Source organism: Bacillus sp. 2B09, from assembly GCF_003946835.1.
GTDB lineage: Bacteria > Bacillota > Bacilli > Bacillales > Bacillaceae > Bacillus > Bacillus altitudinis.
Genome location: NZ_RPSG01000003.1, coordinates 33,273 through 59,149 on the forward strand (window position 1 = coordinate 33,273; position 25,877 = coordinate 59,149).

24 protein-coding genes are annotated in these 25,877 nt (G+C 43.8%); 22 read left to right on the forward strand and 2 right to left on the reverse strand.

The features are described from left to right. Positions 1-99: 99 nt before the first annotated feature. From EBQ12_RS07695 to EBQ12_RS07785, 19 genes are all read left to right on the forward strand, one after another. The gene (locus tag EBQ12_RS07695; RefSeq protein WP_007500132.1) at positions 100-831 is read left to right on the forward strand and encodes a YveK family protein; all 732 of its coding nucleotides are present in this window, start codon (positions 100-102) and stop codon (positions 829-831) included. Continuing rightward, a complete protein-coding gene (locus EBQ12_RS07700; protein WP_125589588.1) occupies positions 821-1,504 on the forward strand; it encodes a CpsD/CapB family tyrosine-protein kinase in 684 nt (227 codons plus the stop codon). Before EBQ12_RS07695 ends, EBQ12_RS07700 begins: the two co-directional genes overlap by 11 nt. 165 nt (positions 1,505-1,669) lie before the next feature. After that, positions 1,670-3,544 (forward strand): polysaccharide biosynthesis protein, encoded by a 1,875-nt coding sequence (locus EBQ12_RS07705; protein WP_046344521.1) that lies wholly within the window; start codon positions 1,670-1,672, stop codon positions 3,542-3,544. Beyond that, positions 3,510-4,649, forward strand: coding sequence for a glycosyltransferase family 4 protein (locus tag EBQ12_RS07710; RefSeq protein WP_060832672.1), 1,140 nt, complete (start codon positions 3,510-3,512; stop codon positions 4,647-4,649). Before EBQ12_RS07705 ends, EBQ12_RS07710 begins: the two co-directional genes overlap by 35 nt. Positions 4,650-4,651: 2 nt before the next feature. Then, positions 4,652-5,491, forward strand: a complete 840-nt coding sequence (epsE, locus tag EBQ12_RS07715; protein ID WP_017368088.1) for a glycosyltransferase EpsE — start codon at positions 4,652-4,654, stop codon at positions 5,489-5,491. Then, complete coding sequence (locus tag EBQ12_RS07720; RefSeq protein WP_125589591.1) at positions 5,484-6,614, forward strand: glycosyltransferase family 1 protein; 1,131 nt, start codon at positions 5,484-5,486, stop codon at positions 6,612-6,614. The genes epsE and EBQ12_RS07720 overlap by 8 nt, the downstream gene beginning before the upstream one ends. 14 nt (positions 6,615-6,628) lie before the next feature. After that, positions 6,629-7,732 (forward strand): EpsG family protein, encoded by a 1,104-nt coding sequence (locus EBQ12_RS07725; protein ID WP_125589594.1) that lies wholly within the window; start codon positions 6,629-6,631, stop codon positions 7,730-7,732. A gap of 27 nt (positions 7,733-7,759) precedes the next feature. After that, on the forward strand, positions 7,760-8,788 hold the full coding sequence (locus EBQ12_RS07730) for a glycosyltransferase family 2 protein (protein WP_125589596.1): 1,029 nt from the start codon (positions 7,760-7,762) through the stop codon (positions 8,786-8,788). Further along, on the forward strand, positions 8,788-9,816 hold the full coding sequence (locus EBQ12_RS07735) for a polysaccharide pyruvyl transferase family protein (RefSeq protein WP_125589599.1): 1,029 nt from the start codon (positions 8,788-8,790) through the stop codon (positions 9,814-9,816). The genes EBQ12_RS07730 and EBQ12_RS07735 overlap by 1 nt, the downstream gene beginning before the upstream one ends. A gap of 28 nt (positions 9,817-9,844) precedes the next feature. Beyond that, positions 9,845-11,374 (forward strand): MATE family efflux transporter, encoded by a 1,530-nt coding sequence (locus tag EBQ12_RS07740; RefSeq protein ID WP_125589603.1) that lies wholly within the window; start codon positions 9,845-9,847, stop codon positions 11,372-11,374. A gap of 20 nt (positions 11,375-11,394) precedes the next feature. Beyond that, the gene (locus tag EBQ12_RS07745; protein ID WP_125589605.1) at positions 11,395-11,988 is read left to right on the forward strand and encodes a sugar transferase; all 594 of its coding nucleotides are present in this window, start codon (positions 11,395-11,397) and stop codon (positions 11,986-11,988) included. After that, the gene (locus EBQ12_RS07750; protein WP_125589607.1) at positions 11,951-12,640 is read left to right on the forward strand and encodes an acetyltransferase; all 690 of its coding nucleotides are present in this window, start codon (positions 11,951-11,953) and stop codon (positions 12,638-12,640) included. Before EBQ12_RS07745 ends, EBQ12_RS07750 begins: the two co-directional genes overlap by 38 nt. Next, positions 12,637-13,800 carry a DegT/DnrJ/EryC1/StrS family aminotransferase gene (locus EBQ12_RS07755; RefSeq protein WP_125589609.1) on the forward strand — a complete coding sequence of 388 codons (1,164 nt, stop codon included), beginning with the start codon at positions 12,637-12,639 and terminating at the stop codon, positions 13,798-13,800. Before EBQ12_RS07750 ends, EBQ12_RS07755 begins: the two co-directional genes overlap by 4 nt. Before the next feature lie 164 nt (positions 13,801-13,964). After that, positions 13,965-15,584, forward strand: coding sequence for a nickel ABC transporter substrate-binding protein (gene nikA / locus EBQ12_RS07760; RefSeq protein WP_125589612.1), 1,620 nt, complete (start codon positions 13,965-13,967; stop codon positions 15,582-15,584). A gap of 18 nt (positions 15,585-15,602) precedes the next feature. After that, positions 15,603-16,547, forward strand: coding sequence for a nickel ABC transporter permease subunit NikB (gene nikB / locus EBQ12_RS07765; RefSeq protein ID WP_125589615.1), 945 nt, complete (start codon positions 15,603-15,605; stop codon positions 16,545-16,547). Then, on the forward strand, positions 16,544-17,377 hold the full coding sequence (gene nikC / locus EBQ12_RS07770; RefSeq protein WP_125589617.1) for a nickel ABC transporter permease subunit NikC: 834 nt from the start codon (positions 16,544-16,546) through the stop codon (positions 17,375-17,377). Before nikB ends, nikC begins: the two co-directional genes overlap by 4 nt. Positions 17,378-17,390: 13 nt before the next feature. Next, positions 17,391-18,197, forward strand: a complete 807-nt coding sequence (nikD, locus tag EBQ12_RS07775; protein ID WP_125589619.1) for a nickel import ATP-binding protein NikD — start codon at positions 17,391-17,393, stop codon at positions 18,195-18,197. A gap of 13 nt (positions 18,198-18,210) precedes the next feature. After that, on the forward strand, positions 18,211-19,026 hold the full coding sequence (locus EBQ12_RS07780; protein WP_125589622.1) for an ABC transporter ATP-binding protein: 816 nt from the start codon (positions 18,211-18,213) through the stop codon (positions 19,024-19,026). Between the two features lie 63 nt (positions 19,027-19,089). Then, entirely contained in the window at positions 19,090-20,415 is a 1,326-nt protein-coding gene (locus EBQ12_RS07785) for an MATE family efflux transporter (protein ID WP_125589624.1), read from the forward strand. 24 nt (positions 20,416-20,439) lie between these two features. Here the strand turns inward: EBQ12_RS07785 and yvfG are convergent, their stop codons facing one another. Next, positions 20,440-20,655 carry a protein YvfG gene (gene yvfG / locus EBQ12_RS07790; RefSeq protein ID WP_008347725.1) on the reverse strand — a complete coding sequence of 72 codons (216 nt, stop codon included), beginning with the start codon at positions 20,653-20,655 and terminating at the stop codon, positions 20,440-20,442. A 70-nt stretch (positions 20,656-20,725) separates the two neighbouring features. Between yvfG and rpoN the strand changes: the two genes are divergently transcribed. Continuing rightward, on the forward strand, positions 20,726-22,024 hold the full coding sequence (gene rpoN, locus EBQ12_RS07795) for an RNA polymerase factor sigma-54 (RefSeq protein ID WP_125589627.1): 1,299 nt from the start codon (positions 20,726-20,728) through the stop codon (positions 22,022-22,024). A 173-nt stretch (positions 22,025-22,197) separates the two neighbouring features. Next, positions 22,198-22,935, forward strand: coding sequence for a FadR/GntR family transcriptional regulator (locus tag EBQ12_RS07800; protein WP_125589629.1), 738 nt, complete (start codon positions 22,198-22,200; stop codon positions 22,933-22,935). A gap of 27 nt (positions 22,936-22,962) precedes the next feature. On the opposite strand, the gene EBQ12_RS07805 is transcribed toward EBQ12_RS07800, so the two are convergent. Next, positions 22,963-24,405, reverse strand: coding sequence for a sigma-54 interaction domain-containing protein (locus EBQ12_RS07805; protein ID WP_125589632.1), 1,443 nt, complete (start codon positions 24,403-24,405; stop codon positions 22,963-22,965). Between the two features lie 209 nt (positions 24,406-24,614). Between EBQ12_RS07805 and EBQ12_RS07810 the strand changes: the two genes are divergently transcribed. Next, positions 24,615-25,808, forward strand: a complete 1,194-nt coding sequence (locus EBQ12_RS07810; RefSeq protein WP_125589634.1) for an ornithine--oxo-acid transaminase — start codon at positions 24,615-24,617, stop codon at positions 25,806-25,808. The last annotated feature ends 69 nt before the right edge of the window (positions 25,809-25,877 follow it).

Genomic DNA, 25,877 nt, shown 5'->3' on the forward strand with positions numbered 1-25,877 from the left:
ATTATGACATTTTTCTTTGCGGGTATTATCTTTTATAATCCAATCATTAACAAAAAGAAACCATATATAACCTTTTTATGATGAAATCGGGAGGTATCTATGAATGAGAATATAGGTTTTAAGCAGCTGTTTTCTGTCATAAAAGAGAAAATGGCCCTTCTGATCCTGATTGTCCTGATCGTAACGGGCATTTCAGCCTACTATCAGTTCTATGTCTCGACTCCTGTATATCAGGCAACCACTCAAATTCTTGTTCATAAACGAAGCAGTGATGCACAAGCGAATTTAAACGATATTCAGATGAACCTTCAATATACACGTACCTTTCAAGTCCTATTAAAAAGTCCAATCGTTATTGAAAAAGTAAAAGAAACACTCAATCTTACAGAATCGGCTGAAGGATTAAAACACAAAATTGCCACAAGTACAGAAAATGAGTCAGAGGTCATAAATATTTCTGTACAAGATGAGGACCGCGCGAAGGCAGTAGCCATTGCGAATACAGCCACAGAGGTGCTGCAAGAAGAAATCAAAAAAACCATGAATATGGATCGCATTAATGTTTTGTCTGAAGCCAAGCTGTCCAACACGATACTGATGAACTCACGTAAATTCGTTCACATTGTTCTGGCACTAGGCGCCTCTGTATTAGGGGGAATGACACTCATTTTCTTAATGAATTTACTCGATGATACGGTGAAACGAACACATCAAATAAGAGAAGAGATCGGATTGCCGTCGCTCGGCAGTGTCTATCAGATGCATGCAGACAGGAGGGCAAAAAAAGACAAGCAGTCCGTCATAACGGGAGGACAGAACATTGATTTTTAAGAGGAAAAAACGAGAAAAAAGAGATTTATCCTGTATTTCTGTATTAAATCCTCACTCTGTCATTGCGGAACAATTCCGAACGATCCGAACGAACATCGAATTCACGTCGATTCAAACGAGGCTGAAGTCGATATTGGTTACATCCTCCTTGCCGAAGGAAGGAAAATCATTTACGGCTGCAAACTTGGCAGCTGTTTTTGCTCAGCAGAATAAACGGGTTTTGCTCATGGATGCTGATTTACGTAAACCAGCTATTCATGAATATTTTGATCTGAGTCCGCACACCGGATTGACCAATGTGCTATTAAATAATTGCACTTTGGAGGAAGCTATTTTGCCTACTCCGATTGAGCATTTAGAGCTGCTTCCGAGTGGGACCATTCCGCCAAATCCCGCTGAGCTGCTTTCCTCCTCTGTGATGAAGCAGCTATTTTACGAGATTGAGCAGCAGTATGACATGGTGATTGTGGATTCCACACCGCTTCTGCCTGTAGCCGATGCAAAAATATTAGCGAACCGGACGGATGGAAGCATTCTTGTGGTGTTAAGCGGTAAAACGAAGATTGCCGCTGTGAAGAAATCAAAAGAAGTATTAGAGGGTACGACAGGGAAACTGCTTGGAGCGATGCTAAATGGCAAGAAAGTGAAAAAGGGAAGGCACTATATGTATTAAAGAGATTGATAGGTGATGTCTCCTAATCTTTAACAACGGAGGCACTCGATCCTGCTGTGGGCATGACATATGCCTTAGATGCTCGTCATCGGTAGTGGGATGTGAGGACGGGTTTGATGCCCATTTTATGTAAGAATAGTGATGCTTTAAAAAGGGGGAGGAGCGTTGACTTACGCCCAAAGATTATCAATCATCGTGGCACTAGATTCATATCTCATTTTAGTTGCCGTCTTTTTTGGCTTTCAATTTGTCCAAGAGGCAGCGTTAACCGTATATACATTTGAAATGCTCGTCATTTCTTCGCTCAGTCTACTGATCGGGCACCATTTGTTTTCGTATATTTTTCACGTGTACAAGCAAGTATGGGCCTATACAGGGGTTAGAGAGCTATTTTCTTTAATGAAGACCTTTGCGTGTTCATTTTTATTTTCCATGACAATGCTGTACATTTTTGTGCAGACATGGCCATTTCGCTTTTTATTCATTGTCTGGCTTTTCCATGTGTTATTCATCGGTACATCTCGTATGGCATCCAGGCTGTTTCATGATGGTGCGAAGCGGTATCAAGTTGAAAAGGAGCGGGCACTAATCATTGGCGCTGGATCAGCCGGGACCATTATCGTTCGTCAGCTTCAGCAGTCGAGTGATGTACATATTGAGCCGGTCGCTTTCATTGATGATGACAAAACAAAGCATAAGCTTGAAATTATGGGGCTGCCTGTTCTTGGGGGAAAAGAACATATTCAAACGGCTGTTGCGATGATGGATATTCAAAAAATCATTATCGCCATTCCATCCAAAAGCAGTCACACATTAAAAGGACTGTATAAGGAATGTGTAGCGACTGGAATCAAAACACAGATTATGCCGGAAATGGAACAGATTTTAAAAGGAACCCATGCGCTGAATCAATTGCGGGATGTACAGCCAGAGGATTTGCTTGGAAGAGAGCCGATTCAATTAGATACAAGCCGTCTATCCGTTCACCTAAAAGGAAAAACGATTATGGTGACAGGAGCTGGCGGGTCTATCGGGTCAGAAATCTGTCGTCAAATTTGTGTATTTGCCCCTCGGGCGATTGTGCTTGTGGGACATGGAGAATTTAGCATTCATTCTATTTTACTAGAGCTGAAAGAATTGTATGGAGATAGCATTAGCCTATATCCACAAATTGCGGATATTCAAGATAAACAAAAAATGAGTGAAATCGTTGGTCATTTTCAGCCGGATATGATTTATCATGCCGCCGCGCATAAACATGTCCCGCTCATGGAAATTAGCCCGAAAGAAGCGGTGAAAAACAATATTATCGGGACAAAAAATGTGGCAGAAGCTGCACATGAGCACGGAGTTGAAACATTTGTCCTCATCTCATCTGACAAAGCGGTCAATCCTGCCAATGTGATGGGAGCGACAAAGCGGTTTGCTGAAATGGTGATTATGCAAATGGGGGCAAGCAGTGAAACGAAATTTGTCGCCGTCCGGTTTGGGAATGTACTCGGAAGCAGGGGGAGCGTCATTCCAATCTTTAAAAAACAAATTGAAAAAGGTGGACCAGTGACTGTCACGCACCCAGCCATGACAAGGTATTTTATGACGATACCAGAAGCATCAAGGCTTGTTATTCAAGCTGGTGCACTAGCAGAAGGAAGGCAGATTTTTGTTTTAGATATGGGGGAGCCAGTCAAAATTGTCGACCTCGCAGAAAACCTCATTCACCTCTCAGGCTACACCACAGACCAGATTCCCATCACATTTACGGGGATTCGTCCCGGAGAGAAAATGTACGAGGAGTTACTCAACCAGCATGAAAAAGCACAGGAGCAAATTTTCCCGAAAATCCATATCGGGCATGCCTTGGATGGAGATCCGTATGTGCTGAACCGCTTTATTCACGAATTTAACATGATGAGTGACGATCAATTAAGACAGGCCTTGTTTGCCGCCATTGAGTCGCATGATGTATTGCCTGAACCGATGGAACGAGAGGAGGAGCCACTTGCCAATGAAGAAAAAAGTCTTGTTTTGCGCAACGGTTGATTATCATTTTAAGGCGTTCCATCTCCCGTATTTCAGGTGGTTTCAGGAACAAGGATGGGAAGTGCATACAGCGGCAAATGGCCAGCTGGAGCTGCCGTATGTGGATCAAGCGCATTCCATTCCGATTCAGCGTTCCCCTTTTCATTTGCAAAACCGGCTTGCTTATGTGGAGCTGAAAAAGCTGTTAGAAAAAGAGCATTATCAGTTCATCCATTGTCACACACCGATGGGGAGTGTCATTGGCAGGCTAGCGGCGAAAACAACACGCAAAAAAGGGACGAAAGTTCTTTACACAGCGCATGGCTTTCACTTTTGGAAGGGGGCACCGCTTCAAAATTGGCTGCTTTATTATCCAGTTGAGAGATGGCTCGTTCAATATACAGATGCACTCATCACCATTAATGGAGAAGACTATGAAAGAGCCGATCGTCTGTCAAAAGAGAAGGCGGCTGTGCATTATGTTCCCGGTATGGGTGTCGATATGAAGCGATTTGCACCAGTTGATGACACAGAAAAAGACCGCCTTCGCAAAGCATATGGTTTTACCACGCAAGATTTTATCGTGCTGTGTGCGGGTGAATTAAATGACAATAAAAATCAAGGAATGCTCATAAAAGCTTGCGCGCAGGTGTATCGGAATATACCACATGTGAAAATTGTATTTGCTGGAGAAGGGACGAGTCGGTCGTCCTATGAAAAGCTGGTCTGTCAGCTGAATCTTGAGGAACATGTACAGTTTGCGGGATTTTGCAAACACATCGAAGAGTGGATGCATCTGAGCGATGTATGTGTATCAACCAGCTTGAGAGAAGGACTTGGGATGAATCTTCTTGAAGCGATGTCTGCTGAAAAGCCGGTGATTGCAACAGAAAATAGAGGGCATTGTGAGCTCGTCAAACATGGAGTGAACGGCTTTTTAGTCAAACCGCATGATGTGAATGGTTTAGCCGTTTATTTACAGCAGCTCTATCATAAAAAGGACCAGCTTCACCTAATGGGGAAAGCGGGACGTTCTATGGCTCACGCATTTGCACAGGAGCAGACGGTAAGTGCAATGGAGGAAATTTACACAACGTATATGGACCAAAAAGAGAAGGTGATGTGAGCATGCGTCAGCCGAAAGTATCGATTATCATGGGTGTTTACAATTGCCAAGAGACAGTAGAAGAAAGCATTGAATCGATTCTCCGTCAAACCTATGAAAACTGGGAGCTCATCATATGTGATGATGCATCAACAGATGGCACCTATGAAAAAGTGCTGCACTATACCATGCGTGAACCCGATAGAATTCGCCTCATCCGAAATGAACACAATCAAAGACTTGCCGCCAGTTTAAATCGTTGTCTCACTGAAACGAATGGAGAACTGATTGCAAGACAGGATGGCGACGATATATCGGTGTCTACACGATTAGAAAAACAGGTTCGTTTCCTTGATGCACATCCGGAATATGATGTAGTTGGTACGGCGATGACGGTGTTTGATGAGTCAGGGACGAAGGGCGTTCGAGCACTTGTCTCAGAGCCTGATCGAAGGGTGCTAGCAAGAGGAACGCCTTTTTGTCATGGGACGATTATGATGAGAGCGTCTGCCTACAAGGCTTTAAATGGCTATCGTTCTGTCAAAACAACCAGACGGATGGAAGATATCGATCTTTGGATTCGTTTTTTTGCTGCGGGGAGAAAAGGCTTTAATCTGCAAGAGCCCTTATACCTTGTAAGGGAGGATGAAGCGGCCTTTCAGCGCCGGAAATTCCGATACTCAATGGACAATGCCTGGCTTGTGTTAAAAGCATGCAAGCAATTAAAATTGTCGCCGTTTGATTATCTCTTTGCGCTTAAGCCGGTCATCCGTGCCTGTATGTCACCAAAGATCATGAGGTTTTATCATCAGCGGAAACTTGGAGGATCTATGGTGAAAAGGAGGACGATTCGGGATGAGTGAGCCAAAGCGTGTACTTCATGTTGTGGGCGGAATGAACAGAGGCGGTGCAGAAACGATGATCATGAACATCTATCGTGCAATCGACCGAAATGTTCTTCAATTTGATTTCATTACCCACCGAGAGGATGTCTGTGATTACGATGAGGAAATTCGTCAGCTTGGCGGGCGGATTTTTTATGTCCCAAGTATTGGAGCGTCCTCTCCATGGACATTTGTCAAAACGTTGACGAAGACGATTAAGCAAACGGGACCTTATCAGGCGGTGCATGCACATACAGATTTTCAAACGGGCTTTTCTGCCCTTGCTGCGAAACTGGCAGGTGTGAAGATACGCATTTGCCATTCACATAATACGGCTTGGAAACAGTCTCCTAGCCGGGTGGATCATTTGATGCTCAAAGGATTTCGTCAGCTGATCTTTGCCTTTTCTACGAAGCTCGTTGCATGCGGTGAAGATGCCGGTGTCTTTTTATTTGGACAAAAAAGAATGCACGATGGACGAGTGGACATTTTACCAAATGGGATTGATTTGGACCTTTTTTTTCAGTTGGAGCCAGAAGCGAAGGTGATGATGAAAAAAGACCTCCATCTTCATGAGAGAAAACTGATCATTGGACATATTGGCCGATTTCATGAGCAGAAAAATCATGTTTTTTTCATCGAATTAGCGCAGACACTGAAAAAACAAGGGGTCTCCTTTCAGCTAGTTCTCATAGGAGATGGGCCGCTCCGGGCAGTGGTTGAATCGTATGCAGAGAAAGCAGGATTAATGGAAGACATTGTGTTTACGGGCGTTGTCTCAGAGGTTCCGCAGTATATGAAAGCATTTGATGTGTTTGTGATGCCGTCTTTGTTTGAAGGTCTTCCGCTCGTATTAGTGGAAGCGCAGGCATCTGGACTCCCATGTGTGATTTCAGATCATATCACAAAGGAAGTCGATTTAGGCTGTGGGCTTGTGAAAAGGAAATCCTTGCAAGATTCAGCACATGAGTGGATGAAAGCCATACTAGAAGCTTACCATGCAGACCCTCCTCTTCAGGAGACGATTATTTCTCAGCTTGGCATTAGAGGATTTGATGTGAAACAGAACATCACCCGTGTGATGAATGTGTATGGATTATAAGGAAGGATTGGCAGATGGCGGTTTATTTGGTGAACATGATCATGGTCTATTTATGGTCGAGCTTTGCTGCATTTTATGGCAGACGTGATGATACCATACAAAGCGGCTGGCGGCCGAACAAGCTTCTGGTGTTTTTTCCATTTTTATTTCTTTGTATTGTGGCGGGCATACGCTACAAAGTAGGAACTGATTTCGTCACCTATGGACAAATGTATGAGTTCTCCGTCAACTATGACAAGCCTTGGCATATTTTCGGATTCGGTGTAGACAAGGCCGCCACTGATCCGGGCTTTACATTGATCTTGTGGATGCTCAATCAACTGTCACATGAGCCGCAAATCATGTATATCACAGTTGGGATCATCACCTATTTTTTTATTATCAAAACACTTGTGCGATATGGACGGCCATTTGAGCTTAGTATGCTGCTATTTCTCGGCACATTTCATTATTACGCTTCGTTTAATGGCATGCGGCAGTATATGGTGGCGGCGATTCTTTTTTATGCCATCCGATTTGTCATCGAAGGTCAGTGGAAATGGTATTTTCCGCTCGTGCTTGTATGTGCGCTGTTTCATTCATCGGCACTCATTATGATTCCAGTCTATTTCATCGTCAGAACAAAGGCATGGTCTTGGATGATGCTTGTGTTATGTATGATTTTTCTAGGCTTAACCGCTCTGTATGACCGCTTTGTCTCCGTGTTTGTGGTGATGCTGCAAGGGAGTTCTTATGGTCATTACGAGGAGTGGCTGACAACGAATACGAATGGAATGAATGTGACGAAAATTGGTGTCTTGATTTTGCCGTTATTGCTTGCGTTCTTTTGTCGAAAACGACTTCGTGAGCTGACGCCAGAGAGTGATTATATTGTGAATTTTTGCTTGCTTGGATTTTTGTTTGGCATCCTTGCAACGAAGGATGTCATTTATGCAAGATTTCATATTTACTTTGGTCTGTATCAGCTCATTTTACTGCCTTATTTCACACGGATTTTTGATCAGCGAACCAATTTCTTTATGTATATCGGAATTGCGGTTTGCTATATTTTGTACAGCATCATGCTGATGCCGTTTGATTCTTCTGTTTTACCGTACCGAACGATTTTTACAAAGTAGATTTGAAGAAAGGTGGGGCTTGCTGTCATGCCAGCTATCAGTCTATTGGTCGCAGTCTATAACACTAGTCAATATGTGGAGCAGTGTCTTCAATCGATTGCAGACCAAAGCTTTTCAGATATAGAGGTCATCCTCATTAACGATGGATCTACCGATCACAGTGGAGACATCCTTGAAGCGTTTGCTGCGCGTGATGAGCGATTTCGGGTGATTCACCAAACCAATCAAGGGCTGGGAGCGGTGAGGAACAGGGGCATAGAAGAAGCAACAGGAACGTATCTTGCCTTTGTTGATTCAGACGATGTTCTCGCTCCTCAATACTGTAAGGCTTTATATCAAGAAGCCGAAAACACTGGTGCCGATCTTGTTGTTAGTGAATATTGGATTCAGTTTGAACAGTCAAAAAGGATCATACCGACGACGCTGTTAGCTCAGCAGAAAGCCGATAAGACAAGTTTAATAGAATCGTTATTACATGGTGAGATCACGGGATTCTCATGGAATAAGCTGTATCGGCGGGCATTTATCGAAAAGCATCATATCCGTTTTCCGTTGAGAAGTGAGCTTGAGAATATTGAAGACCAATATGTCACGCTGCGCTGTTTTTCTTTATCACGTGTCATTGCCTTTGTTCATGAGCCGCTTTATTATTACCGGGTTCATTTGTCATCCATTGTCCAGCGATATCAAAAGCAGTATTTTCAGCATGGACTGGCGTTTTATGACGCGCAACGTTTGTTTTTAAAAGAGCATGATGAGCTGACACCATATGAGAAGGCTTTTTATTTTTTTATCGTGAATCATACGCTGCATTGTATGCTCAATGAATGGAAGAGCCAAAATTCCCTGTCCTTTCAAAAAAAGCTTGGTCATATGCGTGAAATGGTGACACATGAAGCTTTTCGGAAGGCTGTGAAACAAGTGGAACCATCGAAGCTGACTGTGCGAAAGCGAATGATCTTATTCCTTGCTAGGCTGCAGTGGGTGTATCCGCTCTCTGCCGCAGCTTCAAGCTATCAAAAATGGATTGAATATCAAACGAGAAAATCGGGGTGATGAGTGTGACATTGCAGCAATTAAAAGCACATGCCGCAGAGTGGCTGCTCTTAAAGGTCAAGTATCCACTTCAATATAGGTTGAGCCGCCAAAGACTGCCAGAGCTGCGTCATCAGAAGAAAATCATTCTCACGCTGCTGCCGGCACATGACAACTTAGGTGATCATGCGATTGCCTATGCCAGCTGCTGTTTTTTACAAAAGCACTTTCCAGACTATCAAATCATAGAAGTAGACATGCAGGAGATGTATCGTCTAGCACGTCCGCTGAAGCACGCGCGGCACCCAGAGGACATTGTCTGTATCATCGGCGGGGGCAACATGGGCGATTTATACCGATATGAAGAATGGACAAGACAATTTATCATGAATGCCTTTAAGTCCTATTCCGTCATTCAGCTGCCCGCTACTGCTCATTTTACAGAAACAAAGAGAGGGAAAAGAGAAGAACGCCGCGCTATTCAAGCATATCAGCAACACCCGAGGCTTCTTTTGATGGCAAGAGATCAAACCACCTATCAATGGATGAAGCAGCATTTTCCTAATAAAGAGGTGTGGAAACAGCCTGATATGGTCCTGACATTAGACGAAACATCAAAGAGTCAAACCCGTGAAGGTGTGCTGCTTTGTCTGCGTGAGGATAAGGAGGCATATCTCACGAAAGAGAAACGAGAACAACTGCAGGAGCATATCAAAGAAACGTATGATCAAGTTGGTTTTATCACAACGACCATTGGTAAGCGAGTGAATCGAACGACTCGTTTAGAGGAATTATCCACGTTATGGACGCAGTTGAGACAGGCACAAGTCGTCGTGACAGATCGACTGCATGGCATGATCTTTTGTGCGATCACACATACACCGTGTGTTGTCATCAGGTCATTTGATCATAAAGTCATGGAAGGATATGAATGGGTAGCGCACTTGCCGTTTATGACCCTGTTGAAGGAACCAACGGAGGAAGCGGTGAAAAAGGCCGTTCATCAGCATATGAAAACAAGCGGACAAAAGGGAGAGGAAGCTGGATGAAGGCCCTTAAACACTGCGTGAAATCACCATGAACCGTGCGTTTCTTTACAATGTTAGTGCAAATGTGATGACGTTTATCTTGATGATGCTGATGTCTGTTTGTTTAACGCCTTACATTGTTCATACACTTGGAGTGGAAGCGTTTGGTCTGATTCATCTGACGCAAAATATGATCAATTATTTATCGGTCATTACGGCTTCATTAAGTGCTGTGGTGGTGCGTTTTTTTTCTGTTGCCGCTCATAAAGGAGAGATGGAACAAGCGCAGCGCTATCTCGCTTCCTATTTTGTCAGTTCTCTTTTTTTATCCATCTGTCTTTTTTTACTTTGTCTATTCATGTCTCAGCAGCTGGTTGACTGGCTCCATGTGCCTGCTCATCTTGCAAAAGATACACAGATCGCCTTTGTGTTAGGGGGTCTTTTATTTATGCTCAATTTCGTCATGTCTGGTATTGGGGCGGCACCATTTTATGCGAACAAATTATATGTATCGAGTGTTGGACAGGCCATTCAGATGTTTGGCAGGGCGCTTGTGATTGTTCTGTTATTTACCGTGACAACACCAGCCATTTGGCATATTCCGCTTGCAGCCGTTATAGGGAGTCTCGCCGCTTTGGGAATGGGTCTCTATTATTTTAAGAAACTCATTCCTTGGTTTTCGTTTAAGTGGCGGTACGTTTCTTTATCTTCAAGTCTCACGCTGGTTCGATCAGGGGTGTGGCATTCATTTGAACAAATGGGCATTTTGTTGTTTTTACAAATCGATTTATTGATGACCAACTTACTGATTGGGGCAGAAGCGACTGGACAGTATGCCGCCATTTTACAATTTCCATTATTATTGCGCACCCTTGCAGGGACACTTGCGGTTGTGTTTGCGCCAACGATCACAAAATTATATTCAAATCAAGACGAGCAGGGGCTCATTCAATACGCTGCCAAAGCCATGAAATGGAGTGGTTTATTTGTGGCATTCCCCGCGGCTCTGTTAGGAGGTCTTGCCGGTCCGCTCATGCTGTTATGGCTTGGACCAGCCTTTGAGGAGCTGAAATGGCTGCTGATGATTCATGCGGCTTATTTGTGTTTCACGTTGATGTTTTTACCGCTGACCTATGTACCGACTGCCTTTAACCGATTTAAAGTGCCGGCGGTTGTGACACTCATATTAGGCGGTTCCAATGTCCTGTTCGCCTATGGACTGACTCACCTACTTCAGCTTGGGTTATATGGCATTGCATCAGCAGGGGCCGTTGTTTTATTGATGAAAAATATCGTCTTTCTCCCATTGTATACAGCCAAGATCACGAAACAGACAAGTACCATCTTTTACAAACATACAGTCGTTCCGCTGTTTGGGGCTCTGTTCATATGGGGGATCTGTGCCGGCATTCAGGCTGTGTATGATGTGACGAGATGGTGGGAGCTATTTTGTATTGGCGGAATATGTTTCGTTCTCTACTTAGGCTATTTGTATCAATTTGCAGGAACAAAACAAGAGCGGATACAGCTCATGCGTAAGGTGAAACAAGCTGCTATTGAACGAGCTGTCTCCCGCTAGTGTGGAAAGGAGAAGCAATGATGAAAAGAATAATAGATGTGGTCGTGGCACTGACACTGCTCATCGCAGGGAGTCCTCTTTTCCTTCTCATCTATGGACTCATTCGGTGGAAAATCGGAGCGCCTGTGGTGTTTCGACAAAAGCGGCCTGGTCTGTACGGACAGCCGTTTATGCTTTATAAATTTCGAACGATGACCGAGGAACGCGATGAACATGGCGTACTGCTTCCAGACCATCTTCGATTAACAAAAACCGGCGCCTTTATTCGCAAGCTCAGTCTTGATGAATTGCCGCAGCTTGTCAATGTACTCAAAGGGGAAATCAGTCTCGTTGGACCAAGACCGCTTTTAATGGAGTATTTACAAATGTACACAGAGGAGCAAGCGAAGCGTCATCTTGTGAAGCCTGGTATCACTGGATGGGCCCAGGTGAATGGGAGAAATACTCTCTCTTGGGAGGAGAAATTCATCTATGACCTCTGGTATGTAGAGCACCAATCGTTTTGGCTCGATATGAAAATCTTATGGATGACCTTGCTGAAAGTCATCAAAACAGAAGGGGTGCAGCAGCCAAATCATGCAACAGCTGAAAAATTCAAAGGAACCGATACGTAAAGAGCAGCCCATTGGCTTAATAGGGGCTGGCGGACACAGCAAGGTCATTCAGGAGTTGATTTTTTTGCATCCTGATTACTCATTGTGTGCGGTATTAGACGATCGATTTGAGGAAGCTGACACTCAAACCGGCATTCTGCATGGTCCGATTTCTATCAGTCAAAAGGTAAGAGATGAAATACCTGATATGCAATGGCTGGTTGCCATTGGGCAAAACGAAATCAGACAGAGGGTCAAAGAACGTCTCGCATTTGAAGAGAGGGCATTTGCCACACTGATTCATCCAGAGGCAGTTGTGAGCTCGTCAACGAAGGTTGGCCGGGGAACGGTTGTGATGGCAAGGGCTGTTGTGCAAGCAGATGCAGTGATTGGTGAGCATGCCATTATCAACACCGGTTCTATCGTGGAGCATGACTGCTTTCTCGAATCCTTTACGCACCTATCCCCGGGAGCTGTGCTCACCGGCTGTGTCTCTGTGCGAGAGGGTGCTCATATTGGAGCTGGGGCTGCTGTCATACCTGGCAGAACCATTGGAAGCTGGGCAGTAATCGGCGCAGGAGCGGCAGTGACCCGAGATATACATGATCAGAAAGTCGCTGTAGGCGTTCCTGCAATTGAGATCAAAGATCGAAGAGAAGGTGGGAAATCATGAGAGACAGGAAACGAATCTACTTATCTCCTCCTCATATGAGTGGAAAAGAACAGATGAAAATAGAGGAGGCATTTAAAAGCAATTGGATTGCACCATTAGGACCGCTTGTAAATGAATTTGAGCAAGTGGTCGCGGATTATGCAGGGGTGAAGAGGGGCGCAGCATTATCTTCTGGGACAGCAGCCATTCACCTTGCCTTAAAACTCATTGGCGTTCAAAAGGGAGATATGGTCTTTTGCTCCACTCTCACATTTGTTGCCAGTGCAAATCCTATTTTATATGAACAAGCGACGCCTGTTTTTATTGATTCAGAAAAAGAGACATGGAATATGTGTCCGCTGGCGTTAGAGAAAGCCCTCGCTGAAACAAAACGACTTGGGAAAAGACCCCGAGCGGTTATTGTCGTTCATTTATACGGACAAAGTGCGAAAATGGATGAAATCATAGCGGTGTGTGAGGCATATGATGTGCCAATCATTGAAGATGCGGCTGAATCGTTAGGCAGTATATATAAAGGAAGAAAAAGCGGTTCAATGGGCAGGTTCGGTGTGTACTCTTTTAACGGAAATAAAATCATTACAACATCAGGAGGCGGAATGCTTGTCAGTGATGATGAAGCAGCCATCGACCGCTGCCGATTTCTCGCGTCACAGGCAAGAGAACATGCCCTACACTATGAACATCAAGAGGAGGGATATAACTATCGGATGAGCAACCTGCTCGCAGGTGTAGGAATTGCACAAATGGAAGTGTTAGAGGAGCGTGTTCAGCAAAAACGCCGCATTTTCGAGCGTTATCAAGATGCTTTAGCCGATATTGAAGGCCTTCAATTTATGCCAGAATATCAAGAAACCACATCAAACCGCTGGCTGACCACATTCACCATGGATCATCATGCACAGATGTCTCCAGTAGAGATGATAGATGCTTTAGAACAAAAGCAGATCGAAGCAAGGCGTGTATGGAAGCCACTGCACCAGCAGCCGCTCTTTCATGGTTATCCTTTTTATACAACAGCCGATGAAGTCCCTGCATCTGAGTTGTTATTTGAGACAGGTCTTTGCCTGCCATCTGGTACAAGCATGACAGACGCGGAACAGGAGCTTGTCATTGATACACTGTACAACGCCCTGCAAAAGAAAGCATTACCCTCCTCATAGGCTGCTCGTTCATCAGCAGCCTGCCTCTCTTTTTAACAAATCCCTTAATTTGTGGAATAATAAGGAATATATATTGTCATTTCGTTTCAAATATGATATTGACAACAGAGTCCTTCCTCCTTAAAATGAAAATGATTATCAGCATCAATTAGGAGGAGCAACTTATGTCTATTTGGAGTAATTTTCCGAAAATTAAAATAAATACAATATTACCTATCCTACTGATCTTCTTACTAGTAGGCTGTTCTCAAGCAAATAATGGAGCAGGTGGAGACAAGGATCATCCTGATATGATCACTATGGCATGGCCAAGAGATATTGGCGAAATGAATCCACACATATACAATCCATCACAATTGTTTGCCCAATCCATGATTTACGAACCATTGGTGAGCTATCAAAAAAATGGAAAGCTTAAACCTGAATTAGCAAAATCATGGGATGTTTCAAAGGATGGCAAGGTGTATACGTTCCATCTTAGAGACAATGTCACGTTCTCAGATGGATCTAAATTTAATGCGAACATTGTGAAAAAGAATTTTGATACGATTTTAAAAAACAAAGAAGTACATAGCTGGTTAGGTGTCATAAAGAAAATCAAAAAGACAGAAGCAGTGGACAAGCAAACGTTTAAACTCACATTAATTGAGCCTTATTATCCAACTGTTCAAGAGTTAGCTGTTGTGCGCCCCGTTCGTTTCCTAGGAGAAGCAGGTTTTCCGAAAAACGGAGATACATCAAAAGGAATCGAAAAACCAGTGGGAACAGGTCCTTGGGTATTAAAGACGTACAAAAAAGATGATTACGCGATTTTTGAACGAAATGACCACTACTGGGGAGAGAAACCAAAGGTCAAAGAAATCAAAGTGAAGGTCATTCCAGATGCCGAAACAAGAGTGATGGCATTTGAAAAAGGCGATGTAGATCTACTTTACGGAGAAGGAACGATTAGCCTTGATGCTTTTAAACAACTAGAGGCGAGCGGCAAGTATGAAACGAAGATGTCAGAGCCTGTAGCCACAAGACAGCTTGTCATGAACACAAAAGTCGATCAGCTGTCAGATGAGAAAGTGCGTCACGCCCTTCAGTATGCGATCAATAAAACATCATTGGTGGAAGGTGTGACCTCTGGCTTAGAGGATGTAGCAGATCACATCTTGCCGACAAACATGCCATATACGTCAGGCATCCGGGTGAAATCTTTCCAGTATGATGTGGACAAAGCGAAGGCTTTACTGGATGAAGCGGGCTGGACGCTTCCAAAAGGAAAAACCATACGCGAAAAAGACGGAAAAACGCTTGAGTTTAGTATGATGTATGACTCAGCAGAATCGATTCAAAAAACAATGGCTGAAACACTGCAGGCAGAATGGGCAGCCATTGGCGTTGGCGTCAAACTTGAAGGTGTCGAGCTGGCGACGCAGGTTCAGCGGTTTAAAGCGAACAAATTTGATATGAACTTCTTTAGCAATTACGGAGCGCCGTATGATCCGCATACATTTATGAACGTTGTCTCATCAGATGGTTTTGGATTCAAAGAGGCGATCTCAGCGTATCCGAATAAAGATAAGCTGATCAAAGAAATGACGGAGATTCCATCGACAACAAATGAAAACAAACGCAAAGCACTTTATTCGTCCGTCTTATCTTCCTTGCAAGATCAAGGGGCGATTGTGCCAATCTCTTATTTTAAAAAGACAGCTGTTTATCAAAAAGATGTGAAGGACTTTGATTTCCCTGCGAATCGAGATGAACACCCTTTCACAGGCATCAAGCTGAAGTAACAGAAGGAAGGTAAGCAAATGAGCCGCTATATCATCAAACGAATGTTATCTATCATTCCTGTATTTCTACTAGCCACACTGTTCACAACTGGCATGATTCATCTGTCACCAGTTGATCCAGCGGAGGCATATTTAGCAGCGGCTCATATTCAGCCTACTGATGAGGTATTAGCCCAAAAACGAAGTGAATTTGGTTTAGATGAACCTTTTTACATACAGTACCTTCATACGATTGAAAAAGTCGTCCGTCTTGATTTTGGGCGGTCGTATATGACCAATCAGCCTGTGCTTGATGAGGTAATCTATCGAATACCTGCGACGATTCAATTGGCGTTCACTAGTCTGCTGATCGCAATTTGTGTCAGTATTCCACTAGGCTTTTTCAGCGGGGTGAGAAAAAATGGCGTTGTAGATCATGTGAGCCGGATGATTTCTTTCCTAGGAGCATCTATCCCGACCTTTGTTTTGGGGTATTTGCTCATCTTCTTTTTTTCAGTGAAACTCGATCTTTTACCTGTTGAAGGTGTTGGTACATGGGAACATCTTGTACTGCCATCCATTACACTGGCTGTGCCGTTAATTGCGATGTATACGAGATTATTGCGAGCGAGTGTGAGTGAGACGCTTCACGAGCCTTTTGTTCAATATGCGAGAATGAGAGGGTTAAAGGAACAATCGATTATGTTCAAACATGTCTTCAAAATGGCGATATCACCGATGCTGACAGGACTTGGCGTGAATCTTGGCAAGCTGCTCACAGGGACCATTATTGTAGAGGCTGTTTTTTCATGGCCTGGATTTGGACGATTTTTTATTGAAGCGATCTTTAACCGGGATCTGCCGGTCATTCAATTTTATGTGTTGATGGCGGCGTGTATCTTTATCTTAAGCAGTTTGATAGTGGATCTTCTTCAGCTGCTCATTGACCCCCGTATTTCTAGAAAGGAAGGCCGCCAGCCATGATGACAAAAGTAAAACACCTCTTCTATCATCAAAAGATGATCTCGATCTGTGTGGTGCTGCTCGGTCTCCTGCTCATTGTGACGATATGTGCACCATGGATCGCTCCGCATGACCCGGCGGCGGTTAATCTTGCAATGAAGCTAAAGGGTTCTTCATGGGAGTATCCTCTAGGCACCGACCAATTGGGAAGATGCAATTTATCTCGTATTCTATATGGTGCTCGTATTTCACTAGGATGTGCGTTGTTAATCTTTGTTTCCTCTCTATCTATCGGTTTAATCGTAGGGCTGATTTCTGGATATAAAGGCGGCTGGATCGATCACGTATTGATGAGATTGTGCGACGGGGTCATGGCATTTCCAAATTTGGTGCTGATCCTCGGATTAGTCGGTATTTTTGGACCAGGGCTTTCTCAAGTGGTGCTGGCTTTGATGCTTGTGCAGTGGGTGTATTACGCCCGCGTCTTTCGAGGGATGGTGCTTAGTTTAAAGGAACAAAACTTTATTGCAGCTGCGAAGATTAGTGGTACTTCCCATTGGAATATCATGAGAAAGCATATGATTCCGAATGTACTGCCGCCACTCGCAGTTGTGGGCACACTTGAAATGGGCTGGGCGATTATGGACATTTCCGCCATGTCTTTTCTAGGCTTAGGGGTTCAGCCCCCTATGCCTGAATGGGGAGCGATGATCCATGAAGGAAAATCTTATATTCAAACAAATCCTCAGCTGATGCTTTATCCGGGTCTTGTGATTATGGCTGTGGTCATTCTATTCAACTTACTGGGAGAAGCCCTTTCAGAGAAATATGGCATCAAACGTCGTGTGTAAAGGAATGAGTCAGATGGAAGAGTCTATTTTAAACATAGAGAACCTGCATGTGCATACGAAAACGCCGCAAGGAACCATTTCTCTCGTTCAGGAAATAGCATTTGAGGTAAAGCACGGTCAAATTGTTGGATTAATTGGTGAGAGCGGATGCGGAAAAACGGTGACAAGTATGTCGATCTTAAACATGCTTGATCGAAAAACAACGGAAGTGACTGGCAGTATCACTCTACAAGGTCGAGAATTGATCGGTTTGAGTGAACAGCATATGCGGTCTATTCGTGGCAAAGATCTCTCATATATCATGCAAAATCCAATGAATAGCTTTACGCCTGTATGGACGATTGGACATCAATTGATTGAAACAATCCGCCGGCATACAGCTGTCAGTAAAAGGCAGGCACGGGTCCAGGCAATTAAAGCCTTAGAGAAAATGAACCTGCCGCATCCAGATCAATTACTGAGTAAGTACCCTTTTGAATTAAGCGGGGGGATGCTCCAGCGTGTCATGATTGCTATGGCTGCCTGTATGCATCCGCCTCTGATCATCGCAGATGAACCGACAACCGCATTAGATGTACACAATCAGAAGCTGGTGCTTGAGCACTTGAATCAAATTCGTCATGAATACGGAACGGCGATTTTGCTCATTACCCACGATCTTAGTGTGATTGCAGAAATGGCAGACGAGGTCGTGGTGATGAAACAAGGAAAAATCGTTGAAAAGGCTGAAGTTCTTGAGCTTTTTGAACACCCAAAGCATGATTATACAAAGAAACTTTTAGCAGCTCGTCCATCCATTCCAGCTGTTTGCCCGATTTGAGGTGAAAAGACCGTTGCATTTAATAAAAGTGAAAGCAGTGAGTCATTCCTATGGCAACCGATCGTTTCTGATGAGGACAAAAGGGAGAACCCCTGTCCTGAAAAACGTTCATTTGACCATTGAAGAAGGCACTTGTCTTGGGTTATTAGGTCAAAGTGGTGCAGGGAAAAGTACACTCGGCCGCATCATCCTTGGACTAGAGAAGCCGAGTAGCGGACAAGTTCTGTTTGAAGGTCAGGATATCATTCGTGCAGATCAGCGGACACATCAGCATTTCCGCCGACATGTACAAGCGGTATTTCAAGATTCATATTCAGCGGTGAATCCAAGGTGGACAGTGGAACAAATCTTATCTGAGCCGCTTGAAAACTATGAACCAATGACCCGAAAAAAACGTCAGCATATACTCATTCACTGGTTAGAAAGAGTAGGGCTCAGTGAGCAGGATTTGTCCAAGTACCCATACCAATTTAGCGGCGGCCAGCTACAGCGGATCAACATCGCCAGAGCACTGGTGCTTCAGCCAAAGCTCATTGTGCTGGATGAATCAGTCAGTAGCTTAGATATGGTTACGCAGGCAGTCATTTTAGATTTGTTAGTCGAATTAAAGAAAGAGCTGAAGTTTGCATACTTATTTATTACACATGATTTGACAGCGGCCTATCATTTAAGTGATCAATTAGCGATTCTTGATCAGGGTGAGCTTGTGGCTCAGTTTCAATCGAAGGATGATTTCTTTATATCAGAGCACGAAGCTGTGCTGAAAATGAAGGAGGCAACGCTCGCCAGCCACCCTTTGTCTCGAACGATTGGCAGGCCGGTTCGTTAACTTTTTCATTCCCTCAATGCCTCTTTTAAGAGAGGCTATTTTTCATGAAAGGCAGGTGGCATCGTGAACCATCGAGCATATTTAGCTTTGGCGATCCCTTTAACCATTTCAACGATGACCACGCCATTACTTGGAGCTGTCGATACAGCAGTTGTTGGCCAGCTTGCCAACCCCGCTTATATAGGAGGCGTCGCAGTCGGCAGTCTCATTTTTAGTACATTGTACTGGCTGTTTGGTTTTCTGCGGGTAAGTACTTCTGCTTTTGCTGCCCAAGCAAACGGAGCGCAGAACGAGGAGCAGGGTGTTCTTGCTTTTCTAAGGCCTTTTTTGCTGGCTATTATCGTCGGGCTTTGTTTTATTGCTCTTCAATGGCCCATTATTCAATCCGCATTATGGATCATCTCTCCTGCTGCTGATGTGCGCGAATATGCAGCGGACTATTTTCATATTCGGATCTGGGGAGCGCCATTTACCTTGATGAATTACGTCATACTCGGCTGGCTGATGGGAATGGCAAAAATGAAAGAAGCCCTTTCTTTACAAATTTTGATCAATGTCATGAATATGATCTTGGCATTGATCTTAGTTCATGCGTTTTCTTTTGCCGTCAAAGGTGTGGCAGCGGCGACATTGATCTCTGAACTCACTGCTTTTGTGTTAGGGGCCTGGATCATCTTGAAGCATACATCAAACGGTTTTCGGATGCCGTCTCTTCAGCAGGTGATGGACACACGTGCAGTAAAGAAAATGTTTCATGTGAATAAAGACTTGTTTATCCGAACGATCTGTCTGCTTGTCGTGATCAACATGTTTACAGCGAAGGGAGCGTCTTTCGGAACGGAGCAATTGGCGGCGAATGCCATTTTATTTCAAATTCACTACATCATGGCCTATTTGTTCGATGGATTTGCCAATGCATCCAGCATCCTTGTCGGTAGATCAGTAGGTGCGAACGACCGAGCGCTTTATGATAAAACATTAACCCTTTCGAGACAATGGGCAGTTGTGATGGCATGTGTCATTGCGGCAGGTTACTTTTTCTTTAAAGTACCGATTTTGAGCCTGTTTACAAATTTGCCTCAGCTTCTTGATGTGACACTGCAATATGCCGATTGGCTCGTTCTTTATCCGTTCGCTGCTTGTTTTGGTTTGGTGATTTATGGTGTATTCACAGGTGCGACAGAAATTGCTCCTGTTAGGAATTCAATGCTGTTTGCGATGATTTTGTTTGTGGCTGTTCAGGCGGCAGTCATTCCGATATGGCACAATCACGGACTATGGTTTGCCTTTATCATTTATACTTTAGGACGGTCAGGCTTTTTGATGATGTACAAATCAAAGCTGGATCAAAAGCTTTTCCTGCATGAAAAACACCCTTTGCAATCATGAGAAAGGGTGTTGTTTGTCGTCCATTTATTCGCCTTCTTTTTTCACCTTTTGGTACGCTTCATCGAGATGCTGAATTCGCTTCAAGACAACAGCATTTTTCGTCAATTGGTCCTGCACAAGTGTAGAAACCACCGAACGATAATAAGCGTTCATGGCATGAATCTTGTCTTCATGTTGATTCATGGCAATGTGCTGTTTTAAGTTGTCGATAAAGTATGGAACGGAAAAAAGTTCAGACATGGAAATCACTCCTATTTCGTATATACGGTCCGTCAATCTTCATGTAAAATGATGAGAGGGAGGGGAGACAATGAGCCTTAAACTGCAACAAGAACTAGTATTAAAGCAGGTACTCACGCAAGAACTCAGGCAGGCGATTACGCTGCTGCAATTGAATTGTGCAGAGCTGGGTGAGTATCTTGATCAGTTAGCGCTTGAGAACCCTCTGATTGAGCGGAAAGACACGGACAGCTATCAACCAGTTTATCATAAAAGAACGCAAGATCGAATGACAGAGCCGTATCGTACGCATCAAAAAGAAAGCCTGCAAATGTATTTAAAGAGACAGGCCATTGATTTGAATTTAAGTGAAAAGAATCAAAGGATTTTTCAATTCATGATTGAGTCCATTGATTCCAATGGCTATTTAAATGAACCGGTTGATCAAATGGCCGCTGTTTTACAGGCTTCGGCAGAAGAAGTTGAAGCTGTTCTTCATCAGCTTCAATCATTAGAGCCTGCCGGTATTGGCGCTAGATCATTGCAAGAATGTATCCTGCTCCAGCTTAGACGAAAAAAGGAACGTTGGTATGAAGCAGAGCTGATCATCGAAGGGCATTTCTTTCTTTTCGCAAGGAAGGCTTGGAAGGAAATCGCGGCAAAAACAGGTATACCTTTGAAAACCTTGCAGGCCATACAAGATGAGGTGTCGCTTCTCGAACCAAGACCAGGCCTTCATTTCTCTTATGAAGAAGAGGATGTGTATATAGAACCAGATGTGTTGATTACAGCTACGGGAGGTCACATCACATTCGAGCTGAACCAGCGTGCTTTTCCGGACATTGAAATGAATGAAGGGTATTTCGCCATGATTCAAGATCAAAAGCGGCATGAAGCATACACGTATTTAAAGGAAAAGCAGCAGCAGTACAATTGGCTTGTTCAAGCGCTGAAGCAGAGAAAACAAACGATGACAAATGTCGTTCGTGAGATTATCTTACAACAGACTGATTTTTTCCTGACAGGGAAGCATAAAATGAAACCGCTTACGATGAAGCGGATTGCAGATATATTACAAGTGCATGAGTCGACAGTGAGTCGAACAGTCAAAGGGAAAATGGTGCAGACCCCTTACGGATTAATGGAAATGAAACAGTTTTTCCAAGCGAAACTAGAAGGGCATTCGCTCGAAGAAGCATCCAGCTACACAGTGAAGACCCACATTGCGGAGCTGATTCAATCAGAAAATAAGAAAAAACCGTATTCGGATCAGCAAATCATGACGCAGCTTCAGCAAACCTTTGGTATCCGCGTCTCTCGCAGAACCATTGCCAAATATCGTGAACAAATGAACCTTCCGTCTTCCACGCTGCGGAAGCGATATGATTAAAAAGAAGCACATGCCAGAAACAATGGCATGTGCTTCTTTTTTGATGAGTGGAAGAGTGATAGAAGATTTCTTGAGAATTGAAAAAAGGGAAGACGTGTGATCTGAATTTTGGGGTAAAGTATAAGATAGGGCATGAGCCGATAGGGTAGACAACAGTGATGAGGTGAGACCAATTGAAATATAAACAAATCAAAACGAAAAAAATATATGAAGAAATTGCGGACGCATTAGTCGAATCCATTCGAACGGGGGAGCTTCTTCCAGGCGAAAAATTAGACTCGGTTCAAGCACTTTCTGAAAATTTTCAAGTCAGCCGTTCCGCTGTGAGAGAGGCGCTGTCCGCTCTGAAAGCGATCGGATTAATAGAGATGAAGCAAGGAGAAGGCACATATGTGAAGCAGTTCGATCCTGAGCAGCTCACATTTTGTTTATCTCCTGCTTTTTTGATGAAGCAGCAGGATATCGTGCAGCTTCTTGAAGTGAGATCAATCATTGAATCAGGTGCTGTCAAAAAGGCAGCATTGCTGCGGACAGACGATGACCTCCATCGACTGCAGGAGGCACTAGAACAAATGAAGCGTGCAGAAGCGCATAAAGAAATTGGTGAGGAGGCAGACCTCACATTTCATCTTGCCATCGCTAAAGCCTCAAAGAATCATTTACTGGCGGCGTTAATGAATCAGGTCTCATCCTTATTAATGGAAACGATGCGGGAAACGAGAAAAATCGTGTTATTTTCAAGAAAAGCGTCCATACGTCAGCTTTATAAAGACCATGAACGTATTTATCAAGCTGTCATGGACAAGCAGCCAGAAGAAGCGGAGAGGGCGATGCTTACACATTTGGAAAAAGTAGAACAACTTCTTGGTGAGGTGCTGCAAGAACAGGAAGGAAAGCCAGATATACAATAAGCTGTGCCGCATAACGGCACAGCTCTATTATTGAAGAGAAATATGCAGCTTTTTCATTCGATATTGCAGACTTTGCCTGCTCATGCCCAATATCTTTGCAGTCTGTGAAATATTGTCGTCCATTTTATTTAAGTAATGGACGATGTATTGTTTTTCAAATCGTTCCATTTGGGTTTGGAAATCAGTTGTATGATCTGAGCTCGTGTAGACAAACGTATCAGCTGCAGCTGCTAGATTAAGCGGACTCATCTGCATGTGTTCACTAGGACGTCCTTCTCCTTGCTTGAAACGGAAATGGTAAGGAAGGTGATGCATGCTTAAGTATGTTTCGTCCATCATCATATTCATTCCGGCTTCAATCACATGCTCCAGTTCTCTTACATTGCCCGGCCAATGATACGTTTGGAACAGGGCAAGTACCTCTTCATCAGCCGCCTTCACATTCATTTGAAACAGTTCATTATATTTTTGAATAAAATGCATGACAAATGTGGGGATGTCTTCTTTTCGCTCAGAGAGTGGCGGGATAAACAAGGTGACAATGCCAAGCCGGTAAAATAAATCCTTTCGCATCCGTCCACCTGCGATCGCATCTACAGGGTCCTCATTCATATTAGCAATCACTCTCACATCAATGGCGATTTCCTTTGTACTACCTAACCTTCTCACACGTTTCTCCTGCAAGACGCGCAATAGTTTTGCTTGAAGAGCTGGGTGTAATGAGTTGATCTCATCTAAAAGCAGTGTACCTCCTTGTGCTTGTTCGAATAGACCGGGCTGATCTGTTGCCCCTGTAAAAGCCCCTTTTTGTGTTCCAAAAAGCAGACTTTCAATGAGGTTATCAGGCAGTGCTGCACAATTCTGCGTAATAAATGGTCCAGATGAACGGCTGCTGCCATTATGAATGCTTTGTGCAAATAGCTCTTTCCCCGTGCCTGTCTCACCAACAATCAGCACATAAGAAGAGGTACGTGTGGCTCGTTTCGCATGTTCAATCACTTCTAAAAAGGCAGGATTTTCCCCAATGATTGAATCAAATGTAAAGCGTGTGTTTCCTTTTTTCTTCATATTGTGATGAATGAGCCGTTCCAGTTTCGTGACATCATTCGAAATTTCAACCGCTCCTTGAATCAGACCGTCTCGTACGAGCGGGTATGTATGGTTAATCGTTGTGATTTCTTTACCATTGTAGTTGTGATACGTCTGCTTTGCATGAACCGTCTGTTTCCCGGTTCGCAGCGCTTGGACAAGTGTACTGTGCATCTCATCCTGAAACACAAAGAGGTCTAAGACATTTTTATAAAGGACATCAGAACGTTTTAAAGATTCGATCTCCATCATTTTTTTATTATAAACAATGGTATTGCCATTTTCGTCAATGGCGTGAACCCCAACATCAATTAAATCGAGCATTTGTTTATATAGATCAATCTCATTTTCAAGCTTTGCGGTATGCTGATCTTTTTTCACTTGCGCCACCTCCAGACATTACCTCTATTTTACATGAAAAATTTTGCGGTTTCCTCTAAAAAAATTTGCATATGCAAAATATTTCTGCGTTAAAGGTGAGAACAATCCTAGGCACAGAGCGATCACTAAGTTGGCATGATCCTTGCATAACATAAGAGTGAAGATGAACCCAATCAAAAGAGGCAAGCTTATAGAAGGAGGAATACACGATGACACAGACAAAAGCATTGATTCATCAAACAGAACAATACGGTGCGGCGAACTATCATCCGTTGCCAATTGTGATTTCAGAGGCTGAGGGAGTGTGGGTGACTGATCCTGAGGGCAACCGCTACATGGATATGCTCAGTGCATATTCTGCAGTCAACCAAGGACATCGCCATCCCCGCATTATAGAAGCGCTTAAAACACAAGCTGACCGCGTGACACTCACATCAAGGGCCTTCCATAATGATCAGCTTGGTCCTTGGTATGAGAAGATTTGCAAATTAACGAATAAAGAGATGGCATTGCCGATGAATACAGGAGCAGAGGCTGTGGAAACGGCGATAAAGGCAGCGAGACGATGGGGCTATGATGTCAAGGGTATCGAAGAGAATCGGGCAGAAATCATTGCATGTACCGGGAATTTTCATGGTCGTACAATGACGGCTGTGTCACTTTCTTCGGAAGCAGAATATCAAAGAGGTTTCGGTCCGATGCTTCCGGGCATAAAGCTCATCCCTTATGGAGATATTGAGGCGTTACGCAAAGCGATCACTCCGCAAACAGCAGCTTTTCTCTTTGAACCGATTCAAGGAGAAGCGGGCATTGTCATGCCGCCTGAGGGCTTTATAAAAGAGGCAAAAGCGATCTGTGAGAAGGAACATGTGTTATTGATCGCAGATGAAATTCAAGTGGGATTAGCGCGGACTGGCAAGATGTTTGCATGCGACTGGGAAGGCATTGAGCCGGATATGCTGATTCTTGGTAAAGCACTTGGCGGCGGGGTATTCCCGATCTCATGTGTTGTAGCAAATCGTGATATTTTAGGTGTGTTTAACCCAGGATCTCACGGGTCTACCTTTGGCGGGAATCCTCTTGCGTGCGCAGTATCGCTAGCTGCACTAGATGTTTTAATCGACGAGAAGCTTGCCGAGCGCTCATTGGAGCTAGGGCAATATTTCAAAGACAAACTGTCACGCATTCAAAGTCCTGTCATTAAGGAAGTCCGCGGGCGTGGACTATTTATTGGGATGGAACTGACTGAGGCAGCTAGACCTTATTGTGAGAAGCTCAAGCAAGAGGGGCTGTTATGCAAAGAAACCCATGAGACAGTGATTCGATTTGCACCGCCGCTTACCATTTCAAAAGAAGACTTGGATTGGGCAATCGCTCATATCGAAGCGTTATTTCAAGCATAAATGATCAAGGGAGAAGACTTCAAATTCTCCCTTTCTCTTTCAATGAACGGCGAATTTTGTCAAAGGTTG